Genomic DNA, 16,646 nt, shown 5'->3' on the forward strand with positions numbered 1-16,646 from the left:
TTCTTGGCACTGGGTGAGAGGGGGCGTGAAAAAAAATAAAAGAAAAAACAAAACCCTGGGGGCAATCCCCCAGACCCTTTTTTTCTTTCAATAATTTAATACGGGAAGGGGTCCGAACGATTACGCCTGCGGACAAAAGTCCACAGGCCCCGGAAAAAGTGCGGCCTCGAACTGCATATGAAACCGATGAATCGCTATAACGAACCGCTACCCGGTCCTACGATACTATTTTCACCCCCCATTTTATCAACAATAATCCTAGCAGAAAAAGCAACCGTTCGAATGTCATCCATCCGTCCCCCACTTCCCCTGGGAGAGGAATTTCGGTGAGGGAAAAGATACATGATTCCTCGGTCTTATCACATGTCGCCGCCCGGAAGCATGGCTGGGGTGAGTCCTTTGACAAAGCGGGAGAGAAAAGAACCTTCCTTGACCCCTTGACGCAGGCTGGCCAGTTCCCAACGGCTGATGTCTTCTCCCTTCTCGAGCATGGCGACCGCTTTCTTGTAGAACATGCCGTTGGGAAAATTATGGCCGAGAACGACGGAATGATTTCGTGCCTCTTCGCGCAGGCCAAGGCGCATGGAGGTCAATACCAGGCTGAAAAGAGCCTCCTCGACGTAGATGGTGGTATTGAGGTCGGCATCCTGGAGCACCCGTTGAAATCGGTTGTTGGCGGCGATGTATTCTTCCAGGTCAAGATAGTAGCGGGCAATGACCATTTCCTGTTCGGCCATGCGATCCTTGCAGACGTTGATCATTCGTTTCGCCTCCCAGGCATAATCGCTGTTGGGAAACCGCGAAACCACTTCGCGGAAGGCAACCAGAGCATCCCTGGAACGTTGTTGATCGCGATAGGCGTCGGAAATCCGTTGGTAGAAACTCAGTCCGCGCATATAGTAGGCGTAGGCGACGTTTTTATGGCGCGGGTGGAGGCGAATGAAGCGTTCCGCAGCGGAAACGGCCTCCTCATAGTTCTCCTTGCGATAATGGGCGTAGATCAGATTGAGTTGCGCCGGGGTCGCCAGGGATGAGAAGGGGTGTTGCCGGTCCACATCCTGAAACTTATCTGTTGCCAGACCAAAACTTCCCTTTTTTACCGCGTTGACCCCATCGCGATACAACTGCTCGGCGGAAAGCTTTTCCTTGACCTCATCCGGGGTGGAAGAACATCCCGGGATCATGAGTGCCAATCCAAGGCACAAGGTCAGCCGGTTAAAGCGTTTGATCGTGTGTTTCACAGTGTCACCGCATCGGGTTGTCGTTGTCGCAAACATGGTGGTGTCGCGTGGGGGAGGAGATGCCCGATCAGCCTGTCGGGATTTTTTTTCTGGCGCGGTCCGCCAGGGTCAGGCGATCAATCTTGCCGTTGGCCAGGAGGGGCAGTTCCGGTACCCGTTCGAGGTGATGGGGATGTTTGTAGCGTCCCAGTCGTGGGTTCAGCCACTCTTTGAGGGTGTCGAGATCGATGTCCCTGGTAGCGACGATCCAGGCGAATCCGACCTCGGTCCATTTTTTGTCGGGGACCGCGACGACGACCGCCTGCACAATGTCGGGATGGGCGACCAGTTGTTTTTCGACCTCGCCAGGAAAAACATTTTCTCCGCCGGAAATGTACATTTCCTTTTTCCGACCGACAACGTAGAAAAATCCCTCTTCGTCCCGACGTACCAGATCGCCGGTGGCGAAGAATCCGTCCCGCAACGATTGCTGAAAGCGGGCGTCATCGCGCCAATATCCCTTGCAGACATGCGGTCCGCCAAGAAGGAGTTCGCCGACCTGGTTGGCGCCAACATCGCGTCCCTGGTCATCGACCACCCGCGCCACGGAGTGGGGCATGGGTTTGCCGATGGAATCGGGCCTTTGCCAGGAGTCTTCGGTCTGGTGAAGAAAGCAGTTGGGACCGACCTCGGTCAAGCCAAATCCCTGTTTGAAGGGGACCCCTTTTTCATGGTAGGCCGTGATGAGGGGAAGGTCGAGGGGAGCGCCTCCAGAGAGCAGGACCCGAATGCGGCTGAAATCGGTCTGGGCGAAGCGGGGGTGGTCGCGGATGGCCTGGAACATGGTCGGAACGGCCCAGAACACGTTGACTCCATCATCGCGGATGGCGTCGAGGACGAAGCCGGGGTCGAAGCGTTCGAAGAGAATCATGGTTCCGCCGATGGAGAGGAGGGGGAACGTAAAAACGTTGTAGGCCCCGGTATGAAAAAAGGGGGTATTGATGATGGAAATATCATGGGGTTCGAGAACGCCAGCGCCGATGGTGTGTTCCATGTTGGCCATGAGCATGCGGGCGTGAAAAAGAACCCCCTTGGGCTCGCCGGTGGAGCCGGAGGTATAGAGCATCAACAACGGTTCGTCATCGCCGACAGGAGACAGGGGGGGGACGGGAAGGGGTTCATTGCGGTCAATGGCGCCAAGGTCGTGCCACAGGAAAGAACTTTCGAAGGGGGCGGGACCTTCGCCAAGAAGGACCCTGGGTTCGACGTGTCGGATAATGGCACCAAGTTCCCTGGGCGAAAGGCGGTGGTTCAGGGGGACAAGAATCGCCCCCAGTTTGGCGCAGGCAAAAAAAAGGGTGAGGTGTTCGAGGCGGTTGGGGGCGAGCCAGGCGACCCGGTCACCACGGACCACCCCCTTGGCGTGGAGCCAGGCGCTCCAACCGAGGATTTCCTGTTCCAGTTCGGCGTAGGACCAGCGACGATTGCGGATCCGGTCGATGATGGCGGTATGATTGGGGATCGACCGTCCATTTTCCTTGATGAAATCGTGCCACATACACCCGCTCCGCCGCTTGTTCATCCGTTGTGATCGAGAAATCCGACGATGGCCTGGACCGTTTCGGGGATTTTCTCCAGAAAAAAGAGGTGGTCCGCATCGGTGATTTCCACCACGGTCGCCTGGGGCAGATCTTTGGCCAGTTGCCAGGCGTTGGCCGGGGGGACCAGGAGGTCCTGATCGGCGGTCAGGATCAGCACCGGGCAGGAAATGCGGGCGAGTGGCAGAGGATCCTTCATGAACGCCTCCACCGCGAAGAACTGATACATCACCTGTTCCGGGTCGGCGGGGTCGGCGACCCGTTGGCGGACAACATGATCATGGACCTCGGGAAAGCGGTTCTTGAGCAGGGGACAGAGTTGTTCCGACAGAGCCGCCGTTACCCGGGCCAGAGGTTCCAGGGCGTAGATGGCGCGTATTTGTTCCTCGGTCAGGGAGGGAAACATCCGCCGATAGACCGGCCCGCCAGAAGTGGTACACATCAGCACCATGGCGTCCACCCGGTGCGGTACCTTGAGAGCCAGTTTCTGGGCGATGAATCCCCCCATGCTCAGACCAATGACGGAAAATCGTTTGTACCCCAGGTCATCCATCAGGGACAGGGCGTCATCGGCCAGGTCGTCCAGGGTGTATCCACGGTCCGCCTTGGGAGCGCGGCCCATGCCGCGATTGTCGGGCAGGATGAAGCGAAACCGTTGTTCCATGGGGGCCAGCAGCCGTGAAAACACCCAGTTGCCGCTGGCGAATCCCGACAGGCACAGAACTGGATGGCCCTTCCCGACGACATCGTAATGTCCCGAAAATTTCATGAGTGTCATCCGTTCTGGTGTTTCAGGTCGTCTGTTCGCCGAAGAGGGCGCGGCAGTCGGCGAGGACCGCTTCGGCATGACCCTTGACCCGGACGTTGTCGTAAATTTTGCGCACGACGCCGCCGGTATCGATGATGAAGGTCGAACGGACGAGTCCCATGTTGGTTTTTCCAAAACTCTTTTTTTCCCGCCAGACGCCAAACTGATCACATATCTGTCCGTTGCTATCGCTCAGGAGGGTGAAACCAAGCCCCTGGGTTGAACGAAATTTGGCGTGGGAGGCCTGACCATCCCTGGAAATGCCGACGATTTTGACCCCCAGGCAATCGAATTCGGCAATCAGGGATTGGAAGTCCTTGGCCTCCTGGGTACAACCGGGGGTGTTGTCCCTGGGATAAAAGTAGAGGACCGCCCCGTTGCTTCCCGGCAGAGAGGAAAGCGCCACAGGCTGGCCATCCTGATCCGGGAGGATCATGTCGGTAATTGCATCTCCCACCTTGAGACTCATGAGGTTCCTCCCTGATTCGGGATTGCGTTTGGCGATCAACCTTCACGTTGGGCGTCGTCGTATTTTTGTTCGATCTGTTTGCCGTGTTTGGATTCCTGTTCCGCGAGAAAGCTGAAGATTTCCGACAGTTCCGGGGAGGTGGAATTTTTCGCCAGCATGGTGTAGAAACGCGAGGCCTGTTTTTCCCGCTTGGCGGCCAGGAGCAGGGCATCTTCATAACCGATGCTGCCGCCGGCGTCCTTGATGACGTGCATCTCGGCAATCTTCATGTCAGGGTCGGGGACGATGCGGGTGGAGATGGGAAGGCGTTTGTTGGCGAGAATCGCTTCGAGCCGTCGTTTGTGGTCGTATTCTTCGGCGGCATGGGCCAGCAGGGCTTTTTTCTGGTCTTCGCTCTTGGAGCGCGCGGCCATTCCTTCATAAAATTTGGCTTCGTCCTCTTCGTGTCCGATGGCGAAGCGGATGGCGTCTTCGAAGGTATCGAGTTTCGACATGTTTTCTCCTTGGGGGGTTCAGGTTTGATGGGGTCCGTCGGGGGCGTGACGGGGATCACCAATATTTTTCCAGGTGCAGATTGCCCGGGTCCTTGCGTGATCCGGGATCGAACCCCCGTTTCTGGAGGATGGCGGCAACATTCTCGACCATTCCGGGATGGCCGCACAGGAAAGCGTGACAGGAGTCGGGATTCGGCTTGAACCCGATCAGTCGCGGCAGCTGGGGATGGTCGAGAATGACATCGATCCGACCGGTCCAGCCGCTCCAGGTGTAATCGTTCTCGCGACCGGTGATGGCGGGAAGATAGTGAAAGCCACCACAGGCGCGGGCAAGGGATTCGAGTTCGGCGCGGTAGCCCAGGTCCCAGGAGTAACGGGCGCCGTGGATGACCGATAGGGGCCGAACAGGGCATCCTTCGCCAAGCGCGAGGGAGCGAACCATGCTCATGTAGGGGGCAAGTCCGGTTCCGGTGCCAATGAGAAGAAGATCCTTGTCGGCTGGAACCTGGTTGAGGGTGAAAACGCCCGTGGCCTTGGTCCCCATGAACAAACGATCGCCCGCCTTGAGGCAAAAAAGGCGCGGGGTCAATTGACCGCTGCCGACGAGGGAGATGAAAAATTCGACAAATTCCCGTTCCTGGCTGCCAGAACTGATGGAATAGGCGCGGCGGATCAGACGATCCTTGCGGAGGGGATCGATTTCCTCGGGGTCGGCATCGGCCAGCCTTGGGGCTGCATGGGGCAGGCCAAGGACGGTGAACTGCCCGGCCTCGAAGGAAAACGGTTCATCGGGCCGGATCCGGAAGATGGACAGCCGGGGGGTGATGTTGATCCGCTGGATGACGGTGGCATTGAAGGCATCCTTGGCGGGCGATGCCGCTGGTGGCGCTGTGACCATGAATCCTCCCTTGAGGCTCGGGGCCGGTCTTTTCCTCGCCCCGTCCCCTTTGTGTCCGTTTTTGTGTTCGTTCTTGCAAACCGGCAACCTTTCCTTATTATCATTCCCTGGCCCGTTTTTCCACCGCCATCGTCGGATGGGGGCAAAACGGAGCCACAGGATGACGAATGCCGGCAGTGATGGACGTTTTCCCGTGGACGGTTCCGTGTTATGTTGATCCGCCATTGTTCTTAACGAAGGATGACCGTCTTTTCCACGGCAAGAGCCGTCAGGGGGGAGACGCGCGGTGAAAATTTCTCGACCGCCATCATGTCCCGCGAAGTATGCCGAAGCCGCCAAACGTCACTGGCAGGATGCGGAGATCCTTTTCCTGCGGGATCGCAAGGCCAATGCCGACCAATTGTACGGTCTGGCGGCTGAATGCGCGATCAAGGCCTTGTTGGTCTCTCCCATGCTGTTGGGCAGTCCTGATTTGGACAGAAAGTTCAAGATCCACATGAATGGGAACAATCTCTGGATCGGTTTTCAGGCGCTGGCGAAGGGTAGAGGAAAACATTTTTCACTCTTGGACGAAAATTGCCCCTACAATAACTGGTTCATCGACCAACGTTATTGTGCCGATGGTACAATCGAGATAGACAGGATCCATGCTCGACGACAATGGACAGGACAGATCATGGAAGTGCTGAAATACTCCGAGACCTTGTGAGGCCGTATATGGGTATCGTTGTCTTTAATCAGGCGATCGAAATTGCCCTTTGCGCGGTGACGCAACATCTTTCTTCCTTGCCAAGAAATCCGATAATACTTCGCGACTTGCGTGGCCGTATCCGCATCGCCCTGGATGCATCGGAGGAAAATGAAAAACTTAAGAAATCATTGACCAAACTTGCCGACCAACTCCATCCCGCCCTGGGGGCGTTCACCTATGGGAAAGAACATCTTTTTCTTTTCCGTGAAGGGGTGCCCGATCCGAAACATTTTTTCAAGTCCGCCGATCTGATTCCTCTTAAGGTCGAAGGAAAAAAAACGATTTATCTGCTGGAACGCCTGGTCACGGGCCAGGACTGGGTGTCTCCCGCCGATTGTGTCAACGATCGGCAACCGCAACGGTTTACCTTCTTCGGCCTCAAGGGCGGGGTGGGGCGTTCCACCGTGGCGGCGGTTTGGGCCTGGCATTTGGCGCGGAACAAGTACAAGGTTCTTGTCGTCGATCTGGACCTGGAATCGCCCGGTGTCGGCTCGATGCTCCTGCCCAACGACAAGCTGCCCGAATTCGGTATTGTCGATTGGTTCGTCGAATCGATGGTGGGGCAGGAGGCGTTGGTCGTGCCGGCGATGGTGGGCAAAAGCACGCTGCCAGGCACCAATGAGGGATGGATCCGGGTGGTACCGGCCTATGGAAGGGGTGAAACCGACTATATGGCAAAGCTTTCCCGGTGTTACCAGGATCTGCCCACCTCCTCCGGGAGGCCTGTCTCCTGGGCCGACCGGTTGGAGCGAATGCTCGACGCCCTGGAGCAGCAGGAACGGCCCGACGTGGTTTTGCTCGACAGCCGGGCGGGATTGCACGACATTTCCGCCGTCACCGTAACCCGGTTGGGAGCGACGGCTTTTTTGTTCGCCATTCATACCCCCCAGACATGGATGGGATATCGGCATCTTTTTCGTCATTGGCAACAGCGTCATACCCGGCCCGATCAATTCCGGGATCGATTGCAGATCGTGGCGGGCATGATTCCAGACCTTGATGCGGATCATTATCTGGAAGGGTTGCGGGAAGAATTCTACCGTCTTTTTGTCGATACGCTCTATGAGGAGGGAACGGATGAAACGGCGGCATTGTTCAACTTTGATCTGAACGACCGTTCGGCGCCGCATACCCCCTGGAACGTGCGCTGGCAGATTGCCCTTCAGGGGTTCGATCCGGTCAACCGTCCCAACCGGGTGCCGGAACAGATTCTGCAAGCCGCGTTTGGCGAGTTTTTCGAACGGGCCGATCTTCTTCTGCCCCAGCTTCCCGCGTCATGACCACCGCTCGCTTTCCCGCCGCTGCGGTCCGGACGCTTGTTGAACAGGCGATCCCTCAATTTCTGAATGCCGCGGACGATGTCGCCTTCGGGATGCCGGTTCCCTTTCTTCCCGCCTCGCATTCCCGTGCCCTGGACCCGCAACAGCCGTTGGTCGAGGGGATTCGCGGTTCAGGAAAAAGTTTCTGGTACTCCTGCCTCCTCGATCCCGGTCTTCGCTCCCTTCTGGAGCGGCAACGGGATGATTTTCCCATTGCCCCCTCCGTGAAGATCCACCCCGGATTTGGCGAGCAGGTCCGGCCAAACGATTATCCGAACCAGGGGACGATGGCAGCGTTGGCGGGAAAATATTCGCGAGACCACATCTGGCGCGCCATCATCGCCCATCATCTCCTGGATGCCGACCAGAAGCCATCCGCCAGCGATTGGCATGAGCGGGTGTCCTGGATCCAGGGGCATGCCGAGGCGGTCTCCCAGGCATTTTACCAGTTGGAAGAACGGTTGGCACAAAAGAACGAACGGCGTCTGATCCTGTTCGACGCCCTCGACCGGACTGCGAACGATTGGCAAACGGTGCGGTTGATGGCGCGGGCGTTGTTGCAGTCGCTCCTGGAATTTCGCTCCTTTCGTTGGTTCCATCTCAAAGTGTTCGTCCGTCCCGATCTGTTGTCCGATCCCGGCGTCACCGCCTTTCCCGACAGTTCCAAACTGATTGCCAACAGGGAACGACTGACCTGGCCGCCACGGGATCTCTACAACCTTCTCTGGCACCATCTGGGCAACGCCGCCAATGGAGAATGGTTTCGCAACGCCTGCGCGGAAGAGTTCGGCCTTCGCTGGACCCGACAGGAGGGGTTCTGGCTGTTGCCGTCGGCGCTGCGCGACGAAGAGTGGCAACAACGGGTGTTTCATGCCCTGACCGGGCCGTTCATGGGACCGGACCGGAAACGTGGGGTTCCCTATACCTGGCTGCCCGATCACCTGAAAGATGCCCACGGGCAGATCAGCCCGCGCAGTTTTCTCGCCGTCATCCGCCAGGCCGCCCTCCATGAGACGACGCAAGGTCGGACCTTTCCCCTTTCCGGAGGGGCGCTGCGCTTTGGCCTTGGCAAGGCCGCCGAGGTGCGGGTCGTGGAAGCGAAGGAGGACCATCCCTGGTTGCCCTGGTTTCTCGAACCCCTGGCGGACCGGTCGGTGCCGCTGTCGTTTGCGGAAACAAGGCAGTTGTGGCAAGAAAAGGAGTGTTTCCAGCGGATCGGAAACGCCAGGGATGCCGGGAGGCTCGACCGCTTGCCCCGGCAAATGGACGAACCCGGCGTGCGGCAGGAACTGGAGGAGATCGGTTTTTTTCAGTCCCTGAAGGATGACCGGATCACCCTGCCCGAAATTTACCGGATTGGCTTTCGCATACGACGCAAGGGGGGCCTCGCCACGGTTTCCCCGGATCCAGAGGTCCTCCCCGCCGCAACCTTGCCCCAGACCGCGCCTGACGGGGAAAAAATGAACGAATCCTGGAACGGCCTGTACATTCTGCACCTGTCCGACCTGCATTTTGGCCCGGAAAGCCGGTTTGCCGCGATGAAACCCCAGGAATTGGCCGAACGGACCGCCGCCTCGGTCCGGGAGGTACTTCCTCCGGACCGGCGGCCTGATCTTGTGATCGTCACCGGGGACATCGCCAACCAGGCCAAGCCCGCTGAATACACACTGGCCCATGAGTTTTTCACGGTCCTGGCGGGGGCGCTGGGGATTGGCCGCGACCGGTTTGTTTTTCTCCCCGGCAATCATGATGTCTCCCGTCCTGCGTGCCTGCGGGTGGAATCGCAGTTGCGTGAAGACGACGAGTTTACCAACGCTGCCTTCCTGGCCCGGATCGAAACGGAAAAATTCGGTAATTTTGAAAAGTTTATCGAAAAATTTCTTTCCCATTCCGATCATGTCCAGGTTGTGCATCGGGGGGCCAGGATCTGGAATTTTCCCGCGTTGCGCCTGTCGGTGGCGACACTCAATTCCTGCGAAAAAATCACCCACCGGAAGGAAGAACAGGCTGGCCACCTGAGCGCCGAACAGGTGGAAGCGCTCCTGACCCAGTGGCCGGGCGCCATGGCGGCGCGGCTGAACATCCTCGCCCTGCATCACAACCCCGAATACCCCATCGATTTCAAGGATCGGGACCGGGTGCAAAATCTGGTCGAACAGGCCAGGCCGCGCCTGCTTTTGCATGGCCATCAACACGTCGGGAAAAAGGGGGTTTCCTGGGACTGGCACTCCGGGGAGGGAAGAGCCGTATTGCTGGGTGCCGGCAGCCTGGGGGTGGGCGCAGCGCAACACCCCAAAACTGTTGTCAACTCCTGCAATGTGATCACCATCACCGCCGATGGTCGCCTGGGGATCCGACCGCTCGTCTATGATCCCGACGCCATCGTTGCGGGCAAGGCGGATGGGGGACGTTTTGTCCCCACCGGGACCGAGGCCGACCATCCCATGCGCCCTTTTCCCCTTCCCGAGGGCTTTCGTGCGGAAGGAAATCAGGCGCCACCGCCCTCCTTTTCCGATCTGGCCCCTTTTCTGAACGCCTACCGCCTACGTCTCACCGAAACCCGTCCCCGCTGGGACCTGGGGCCGACCGGAACCCACGCCTTGATTCTCGGGTCGAATACCGAGGAAGTGTCCCTCGACGACATGTACCTGTCCCTGCGCCTGGGTGAAAAGGACGATCCGGACCTGCTTGATGCCGGGGCCCCCCTGTTGCCAGGAGAGGTCATCGATTTGCAACGACCCCTGATCATCCGTGGTCAGGCGGGGGCGGGAAAGACAACCTGGATTCGCTGGACGTTTCAGCGGTTGTTGCAACGGAAGGATGCCCTTCCGATTCTGGTGGAGCTGCGCCGTCTGGCCGACTACTGGGTCAAGGCTGACGAGGCGGCGCGGTCGATCGATGCCTGGCTGAAGGTCTTGCTCAAACAACAGGGATTGGGGGGGTGGGCCGATCGGTTTCTCGGGTTTCTTCAACAACCCGGTCCCATCCGTCCGGTGCTGCTGGTCGATGGCTGGGATGAACTGGGAGCGTTGGGCGATGAGTTTCGGGGGAAACTTTTGGGTTTTCTCAATGCCCATCCCCAGGTTCGTTGTGTCGTGACCAGTCGTCCTTACGGCGCCGGTCGTCCAAGCGGCGGCGACGGCTTCGGCGAACGGATCATCCAACCCTTGAACGATGGCGAAATCGAGGCGTTGGTGACCCGCTTTTTCCGTTTTGCCGTCAAAAATTCCGAGTTCGCCTGGAACGCCTCCGGTTTCATGAATGCCCTGGGACGTTCCGAGAATGCCCGGAACATGGCCCGCACCGCCCTGCTTCTGACCCTGATGTTGCTCGTCAGCCGCAACAGCCCACTGCCTGAAAAACGGATCGATCTGTACATCAAATGCGTTGAACTGCTGCTTGTGACCCTGCCCGAAATGAAAAAGGCGGGTGGCGCCCGGCCCCGACGCGGCGCCTGGACCCCCGAGGATGGCGACCAGCGTCTGCGCCATGTTTCCGCACTGGCCCATGCGGTCCAGTCTGTGGGAAAACAAACGTTTGAACGTGCCGCCGTCACCCTTTCCCCGGAAGAAATGGTCGCCCTTCCCTGGGCCATGAATGAAACCGCGGATCATAAACGTGGATTTCTCCTCTGGCTTCGTGACAGTGCCGGCATCCTCATGGAACGGTCCGATGATCGCCTGCAATTTGTCCACCTGAGCTTCCAGGAATACCTGACCGCCAAACACTTGAATGACACGAACAAGGAAGATTCATATCCGCAACTGTTCCAGGAAAGAGGGAAAAATAATTCCTGGTGGGAAACCTTGCGTCTGTGGGCGGCGTTGATCGACAAAAAACATCCCCCCAACCTTGAACCGGTACTGGAAAAATTGTTCCAGGATGAAAAAAAAGGAATCTTTCTGGCCGGGACCATCCTGGCCGATGGGTTGGGTTCGCCTTCGATCTTTGTACGGTGGACTGAACTATGGATGGAATCCCTGAATGATTCCTGGAGCGATGAAACCGACATCGTAGTCGCATACTGGGCCCGGGGCCGGATGGAGAAGCGGCGGCAATCCCTGGAAGAATCGTTGCATCAATCCGGGAAAAATGCCCCGACCTGGTTGGCGTGGCTGCGTCACGAGATGGCGGCCAGCATCATGAAACTTGCCCCCCCCCCCCCCCCTGAGTCCGATAAGATCACTCGATGGATGGTCAACCATCTTTTCGGCCAGGATACGGAATATATGCCGGCTGCCGCCGAAAGAATTCCGGCCGCTTCCTCCGTGTTCTGGCCGGGGAAAATCGCCCCGTGGGTTATATTCCTTCGCCTTGTTCCCGGTCAAAGATCGCGGCTTGGACAACACCTTCAAGTTTTGGCTGGAGTGGAGAAGGAGCGACTAAAACGTTTTGGAGGGAAATGGATTAAGTTCAGGAAAGAATTGACAAACGAAGAGCGCTACTTGGCGCGCGACTTGGCGCGCGACTGGGCGCGCGACTGGGCGCGCGACTGGGCGCGCGACTGGGCGCGCGCCCTCGACTTATCAGAGAACAAGTCGAACCATTTGACCTTCATAGTTGGAGAATTCTTCTCCCCCAGCCGCGTCAGCCCCCGGTCCATCCTCTCTACCGTGGTTAAACAACTCCTTCCCGACACCCCTCCCGAATGGCAACCGGAAATGCGCCTGTTCGGGGCAGCCTGCCGTCTTTCCTTCGATCAAAACGGCGATCCGGAACCCTTTAAAGAAGCCTTGGCGGAATACGACCGCACCCGAAAAAACGACCTTCCCCTGTGGCCTACTCTGGCCCGGCTTGTGGCGCGGCAGTTGACCGAGGAGGATCGGCGGTATCTGGATGAGACCATCCGCCATCCCGAAACACTCCCGGCCCCCTATGCCGAGGCGGTCCGGTACTGGCTCCGTGGCGACATTCTCCTCCTGGACGACAGCGAAACGACCCTGGACGCCCTTCTTGGTGTCGAACTGCCCTATTGGGAGGAGATGCCGGACGAGTTGGATATCGACTGGGAGAAGGAAGGGGATGAATCGTGAAAGGAACACAAGACATGAAATTTATTTTTTTTATTATCATGCTGTTATTTTCATGGCCCGCCCTGGCCGAGCCGGTCGCGGTGGCGGTCGCGGCCAATTTTACCGCGCCGGCCAAGGTGATCGCCGCCCATTTTGAAAAAAAGACGGGTCATCGGGTCACCCTGTCGTTCGGCGCCTCGGGAAAATTCCACACCCAGATCAAAAACGGCGCCCCCTTCGCGGTCCTGCTGTCCGCCGATACACAAACCCCGGAAAAACTGGAACAAGAGGGCATCGCCGTCACTGGAAGCCGTTTCACCTATGCCATTGGCCGCCTGGTCCTGTGGTCGGCAATGCCTGGATTGGTCGATGACCGTGGCGAACTGTTGAAAAAAGGATCGTTCAAACACCTGGCCATCGCCGACCCGAAACTGGCCCCCTACGGCGTTGCCGCCATGGAAACCCTGTCCGCCCTGGGGATCGTCGAGACCTTGCGTCCCCGGTTTGTCCAGGGAGAAAACATTTCCCAGACCTTTCAGTTTGTCTCTTCGGGCAATGCGGCGGTGGGATTTGTCGCCCTGTCCCAGGTCACGAAGGATGGGAAGATCGGAGAGGGGTCCGCCTGGATCGTCCCCGAGACGCTCCATCAACCGTTGCGTCAGGATGCGGTGCTCCTGAAACAGGGGGAAAACAATGCCGCCGCCCGCGCCTGGATGGATCATCTCAAGGGAGAACAGGCCCGGGAGATCATCCGCTCCTTCGGCTATGAGTTTTGATCCGCCATGCTTGACGCCGACGACCTGGCGGCCATCCGCCTGACCCTGGAACTGGCGACCATGACCACCGTGGTTCTCCTGCTGTTGGGTACGCCTCTGGCGTGGTGGCTGTCGCGGACCCGGAGCCGCTGGAAGGGACCTTTGGAAGCGGTGGTATCCCTGCCCCTGGTGCTGCCGCCAACGGTACTTGGTTTTTATCTGTTGATCACCATGGGTCCCCATGGCCCGATCGGCGCATTGACCCGGACCCTCGGACTGGGACACCTTCCCTTCACCTTTCCCGGCCTGGTCGTCGCATCGGTGATCTATTCGCTCCCCTTCGTGGTGCAACCGATCCAGAACGCCTTCGAGGCGATAGGGGAAGGTCCCATGGAGGTGGCCGCTACCCTGAGGGCTTCGCCGCTCGATGCCTTTTTCACCGTGGCCCTGCCACTGGCGCGACCGGGCATTCTGACCGCGGCCATTCTGGGATTTGCCCATACGGTCGGGGAATTCGGGGTAATCCTGATGATGGGGGGGAATATTCCCGGAGTGACCCGGGTGGTGTCGGTGCAGATCTATTCACGGGTGGAGGCGATGGAATACACCCATGCCCATTGGCTTTCGGGTGGGCTGGTCGTTTTTGCCTTTTTTGTCCTGCTTGCGCTTCAGAGGCTCAAAGGAACCCATGCGCCGCGGCGACTCCGCCCATGATGGCGATGACGCTGCCGATCAGCAGGACAATATGGAGGTAGTGCATGACGGGAAAAACCCGCCTGGAGCCACGGGGGGAGATTTTGCCGACCATCCGGGGCAGGACGAAGGGTTCGATGATGAAAAGCATGATCGAAAACAGGATCCAGATGCCGATCATTGCATGCAACCACCACTGGGAGCCTTGAAAAATCTGCGACCATCCGTCACGGCTGTGGATCATGAAGGCGCCGCTGGCCGCGGTCATGGCGGTGGTGAACCGGGCCTGACGGGCGAATCGTCGTTCGAATTCGTGAAATATTTTGAAGGGTTCACTCTCCTTGTCCATTCCCCGGAGGGCAGGAATCATTACCGTGGTGACCATGGCGACGCCGCCGATCCAGAAGACGACGCAGACGACATGTATGATGCGGGCTATGATGTGCGGTTCCATTGTGACCTGCGGTTTTTTGTGTTGCCGGGGCGTTGCCCCGGACCCCACCAGGGGCGTTGCCCCTGGACCCCACCAGGGGGATGATCCCCCTGGACCCGCAATCGTTTATCGGCGCCATTTTTGCGGTCCGTCGTAGGCGGCCAGGGTGGAAATCTGTTTCAGCGAGATCAACGGCCCCCCCAGACTGCCATATTCAAGCGAACTGTCGCTAGAGGATTCTGTTTTTTCAAGATTGCCATAATCCATCCGCACCATGACTGCCCCGGAAAGATCCGCCTTGCGCAGATCGGTCTGGCGGATGGAAGAGCGGGAAAGGTCGGCCCCCTGAAGACGGGCACCCTGAAAATTGGCCAGACTCAATTGCGCCGCCGTCAGGCGGGAACGGTTGAGCCAGGCATATTGCAGCCGGGCCATGCTCAGATCGGCATTGGTCAGGTTGGCCCCGGAAAGATCGGCGCTCTGAAAGGAGGCCCGCGCCAGATGGGCCCGCGTCAGATTGGCCAACACCAGATTGGCATCCTTGAGGTCGGCGCTCCACAGGTTGGTCCCGGTCAGATTGGCCCGCTTGAGGTTGGCAGCCCTGAGGTCGGCGTTGGCGAGAAACCGCCCCGACAGATCGGCCCCCGACAAATCGCAGCGGCGGCATTGATTGGTTCTCAATAATTGTTCCAAATCATCCCGATCATAGGCCCGCCCCAGCGTCGGCGTCCAGACGGCGATCCCCGCCAGAAGGATCAACCAGGAATGTTTGATCATGGGTTTCTCCCAGTTGCGGTTTAAGACAGGGAAACAGGATTCAATGTTTCCTCCAGTCATGTCGGTCGGAATCGGGGTCGGGTGAATGGAAAAGTTGCGGTGCGGCGATGCGACGAAGGTTCGCTGGTGAAGGTTACAATCCGGGCTGGATTTCAAGGCGGAAAAAAGTTTTCAGTGCCGCCACGCCCCGGTCCCTGGTCTGGACGAAGGCATCATTGTGTCGTCCGCCGATGGCCAGAAGGTGTTTTCGGCAGGTGGCGCGATCGTAAAGACGTTGGGCATGGTGAAAGGGAATGAGTGTGTCTTCGGTGCTGTGGACGATGAACAGGGGATCGACGATCGCGCCGATGCGTGCCAGATTGTCGATCTGGATCCGGGCCAGAAGGCGTACTGGAAGCCATGGATAATGATCGACCCCAAGATCGGGAATCGAGGTGAAGGTCCCCTCCAGAACCACCCCGACCGGGCGATAACGCCCCGCCAGCCACGTCGCCACCCCACCCCCCAGGGAGTGTCCGTAGAGGAGAATGTTTTTCCCCGCGATGCCACGTTGGGAGACCAGGTAACGCCACACCGTATCGCCATCGGCCAGCATGCGCTCTTCGTCCGGGGTTCCCTCGCTGTCGCCATACCCCCGATAGTCGAACAGAACAATGCTCCCCCCCAACGGACGCAAAAACAGGACATGTTGCGCCAGATGGTGCATCGAAACACCGTTCCCATGGCAGAACAATACGACAAAACGCTCGTGCGCCCCCGGGATCCACCAGGCGTGAAGCCGTTTTTCACCGTCGTCGATGACCAGAGGTTCGTAATCCAGCCCCCAGTCGCGCGGCGATTCTTCCCCTTTGCGGCCAGGAAGAAAAACCTTTCGATGCTGGGTCACGAAAAGGCGGAGGCAGGCGAACCCATAGACGATCACCCCGGATAAAATCACGCTCCCCAACCAAAACGATTCATTCATGATACCGTGCCAGAAAACCATCGAGGCGTTCCAACAGTTTTTTCAATCCCGGATCATCGACCAGTTTCACCGCCTTGCCGATCCCGAACCAGCGCCGTTCCCGTTGCGATTCGAGCCAGCGATCCAACGTTCGTTCCACGAACATGACATAGACATCCACGGTGCAAACGCCGCCCCATTTCTTGTAGCGATACCTGCCGATGGAATGGGGCAGGGTCCGTCCCAGGATTCCCGCCTCTTCCAGTGCTTCCTTGGCGGCGGAATCGGCGGGGGTGTATTTTTTTTCCACGATTCCCTTGGGGACGATCCAGCGTTTTTTCTTTCGCGAGGTGATCAACAGCACTTCCAACCCGTCCTTGCCGATATGGACGGGAATGACGGCGGATTGCCGGTAGAAAGCGTCGGGTTTGTCTCGGGCCATGGCGGATCTTTCAGCGTTTCTGAAAAGAAGTCTC

The 16,646-nt window shown here is 58.3% G+C and carries 15 protein-coding genes; 5 read left to right on the top strand and 10 right to left on the bottom strand.

Going from position 1 to position 16,646, the window contains the following annotated elements:
* Positions 1–359: 359 nt before the first annotated feature.
* From HQL76_14345 to HQL76_14370, 6 genes are all read right to left on the bottom strand, one after another.
* Positions 360–1,184 carry an outer membrane protein assembly factor BamD gene (locus HQL76_14345; GenBank protein ID MBF0110347.1) on the bottom strand — a complete coding sequence of 275 codons (825 nt, stop codon included), beginning with the start codon at positions 1,182–1,184 and terminating at the stop codon, positions 360–362.
* 124 nt (positions 1,185–1,308) lie between these two features.
* Positions 1,309–2,778, bottom strand: coding sequence for an AMP-binding protein (locus tag HQL76_14350; GenBank protein MBF0110348.1), 1,470 nt, complete (start codon positions 2,776–2,778; stop codon positions 1,309–1,311).
* Positions 2,779–2,798: 20 nt separating this feature from the next.
* Positions 2,799–3,587 carry an alpha/beta hydrolase gene (locus tag HQL76_14355; GenBank protein MBF0110349.1) on the bottom strand — a complete coding sequence of 263 codons (789 nt, stop codon included), beginning with the start codon at positions 3,585–3,587 and terminating at the stop codon, positions 2,799–2,801.
* 22 nt (positions 3,588–3,609) lie between these two features.
* Positions 3,610–4,095 carry a peroxiredoxin gene (locus tag HQL76_14360; protein ID MBF0110350.1) on the bottom strand — a complete coding sequence of 162 codons (486 nt, stop codon included), beginning with the start codon at positions 4,093–4,095 and terminating at the stop codon, positions 3,610–3,612.
* 35 nt (positions 4,096–4,130) lie between these two features.
* A complete protein-coding gene (locus tag HQL76_14365; GenBank protein MBF0110351.1) occupies positions 4,131–4,589 on the bottom strand; it encodes a ferritin family protein in 459 nt (152 codons plus the stop codon).
* 55 nt (positions 4,590–4,644) lie between these two features.
* Complete coding sequence (locus HQL76_14370) at positions 4,645–5,487, bottom strand: ferredoxin--NADP reductase (GenBank protein ID MBF0110352.1); 843 nt, start codon at positions 5,485–5,487, stop codon at positions 4,645–4,647.
* 286 nt (positions 5,488–5,773) lie between these two features.
* Between HQL76_14370 and HQL76_14375 the strand changes: the two genes are divergently transcribed.
* Genes HQL76_14375 through modB form a run of 5 tightly spaced genes read left to right on the top strand, consistent with a single transcriptional unit; the run spans position 5,774 to position 14,038 of the window.
* Positions 5,774–6,196 (top strand): hypothetical protein, encoded by a 423-nt coding sequence (locus tag HQL76_14375; GenBank protein ID MBF0110353.1) that lies wholly within the window; start codon positions 5,774–5,776, stop codon positions 6,194–6,196.
* Positions 6,197–6,204: 8 nt separating this feature from the next.
* On the top strand, positions 6,205–7,518 hold the full coding sequence (locus HQL76_14380) for a P-loop NTPase (protein ID MBF0110354.1): 1,314 nt from the start codon (positions 6,205–6,207) through the stop codon (positions 7,516–7,518).
* Entirely contained in the window at positions 7,515–12,590 is a 5,076-nt protein-coding gene (locus tag HQL76_14385) for a metallophosphoesterase (GenBank protein MBF0110355.1), read from the top strand. Before HQL76_14380 ends, HQL76_14385 begins: the two co-directional genes overlap by 4 nt.
* 14 nt (positions 12,591–12,604) lie before the next feature.
* Positions 12,605–13,345, top strand: coding sequence for a molybdate ABC transporter substrate-binding protein (gene modA, locus HQL76_14390; protein MBF0110356.1), 741 nt, complete (start codon positions 12,605–12,607; stop codon positions 13,343–13,345).
* 6 nt (positions 13,346–13,351) lie between these two features.
* Positions 13,352–14,038, top strand: a complete 687-nt coding sequence (gene modB, locus HQL76_14395; protein ID MBF0110357.1) for a molybdate ABC transporter permease subunit — start codon at positions 13,352–13,354, stop codon at positions 14,036–14,038.
* On the opposite strand, the gene HQL76_14400 is transcribed toward modB, so the two are convergent.
* The 4 genes from HQL76_14400 to HQL76_14415 form a co-directional block, all read right to left on the bottom strand.
* Complete coding sequence (locus HQL76_14400; GenBank protein MBF0110358.1) at positions 14,001–14,471, bottom strand: hypothetical protein; 471 nt, start codon at positions 14,469–14,471, stop codon at positions 14,001–14,003. The genes modB and HQL76_14400 overlap by 38 nt on opposite strands.
* 105 nt (positions 14,472–14,576) lie before the next feature.
* A complete protein-coding gene (locus tag HQL76_14405; protein ID MBF0110359.1) occupies positions 14,577–15,227 on the bottom strand; it encodes a pentapeptide repeat-containing protein in 651 nt (216 codons plus the stop codon).
* 133 nt (positions 15,228–15,360) lie between these two features.
* A complete protein-coding gene (locus HQL76_14410) occupies positions 15,361–16,191 on the bottom strand; it encodes an alpha/beta fold hydrolase (GenBank protein ID MBF0110360.1) in 831 nt (276 codons plus the stop codon).
* The gene (locus HQL76_14415) at positions 16,184–16,612 is read right to left on the bottom strand and encodes an NUDIX hydrolase (protein MBF0110361.1); all 429 of its coding nucleotides are present in this window, start codon (positions 16,610–16,612) and stop codon (positions 16,184–16,186) included. Before HQL76_14415 ends, HQL76_14410 begins: the two co-directional genes overlap by 8 nt.
* Between the last annotated feature and the right edge of the window lie 34 nt (positions 16,613–16,646).

This window comes from Magnetococcales bacterium (assembly GCA_015228815.1).
Taxonomy (GTDB): Bacteria; Pseudomonadota; Magnetococcia; order Magnetococcales; family UBA8363; genus UBA8363.

Bases quoted from the DNA above. Each gene is read 5' to 3' on its own strand.
- HQL76_14350 (MBF0110348.1), bottom strand. From the start codon at position 2,778: ATGTGGCACGATTTCATCAAGGAAAATGGACGGTCGATCCCCAATCAT.
- modA (MBF0110356.1), top strand. From the start codon at position 12,605: ATGAAATTTATTTTTTTTATTATCATGCTGTTATTTTCATGGCCCGCC.
- HQL76_14400 (MBF0110358.1), bottom strand. From the start codon at position 14,471: ATGGAACCGCACATCATAGCCCGCATCATACATGTCGTCTGCGTCGTC.
- HQL76_14415 (MBF0110361.1), bottom strand. From the start codon at position 16,612: ATGGCCCGAGACAAACCCGACGCTTTCTACCGGCAATCCGCCGTCATT.
- HQL76_14405 (MBF0110359.1), bottom strand. From the start codon at position 15,227: ATGATCAAACATTCCTGGTTGATCCTTCTGGCGGGGATCGCCGTCTGG.
- HQL76_14365 (MBF0110351.1), bottom strand. From the start codon at position 4,589: ATGTCGAAACTCGATACCTTCGAAGACGCCATCCGCTTCGCCATCGGA.
- modB (MBF0110357.1), top strand. From the start codon at position 13,352: ATGCTTGACGCCGACGACCTGGCGGCCATCCGCCTGACCCTGGAACTG.
- HQL76_14380 (MBF0110354.1), top strand. From the start codon at position 6,205: ATGGGTATCGTTGTCTTTAATCAGGCGATCGAAATTGCCCTTTGCGCG.
- HQL76_14355 (MBF0110349.1), bottom strand. From the start codon at position 3,587: ATGAAATTTTCGGGACATTACGATGTCGTCGGGAAGGGCCATCCAGTT.
- HQL76_14345 (MBF0110347.1), bottom strand. From the start codon at position 1,184: ATGATCCCGGGATGTTCTTCCACCCCGGATGAGGTCAAGGAAAAGCTT.
- HQL76_14410 (MBF0110360.1), bottom strand. From the start codon at position 16,191: ATGAATGAATCGTTTTGGTTGGGGAGCGTGATTTTATCCGGGGTGATC.
- HQL76_14385 (MBF0110355.1), top strand. From the start codon at position 7,515: ATGACCACCGCTCGCTTTCCCGCCGCTGCGGTCCGGACGCTTGTTGAA.
- HQL76_14360 (MBF0110350.1), bottom strand. From the start codon at position 4,095: ATGAGTCTCAAGGTGGGAGATGCAATTACCGACATGATCCTCCCGGAT.
- HQL76_14370 (MBF0110352.1), bottom strand. From the start codon at position 5,487: ATGGTCACAGCGCCACCAGCGGCATCGCCCGCCAAGGATGCCTTCAAT.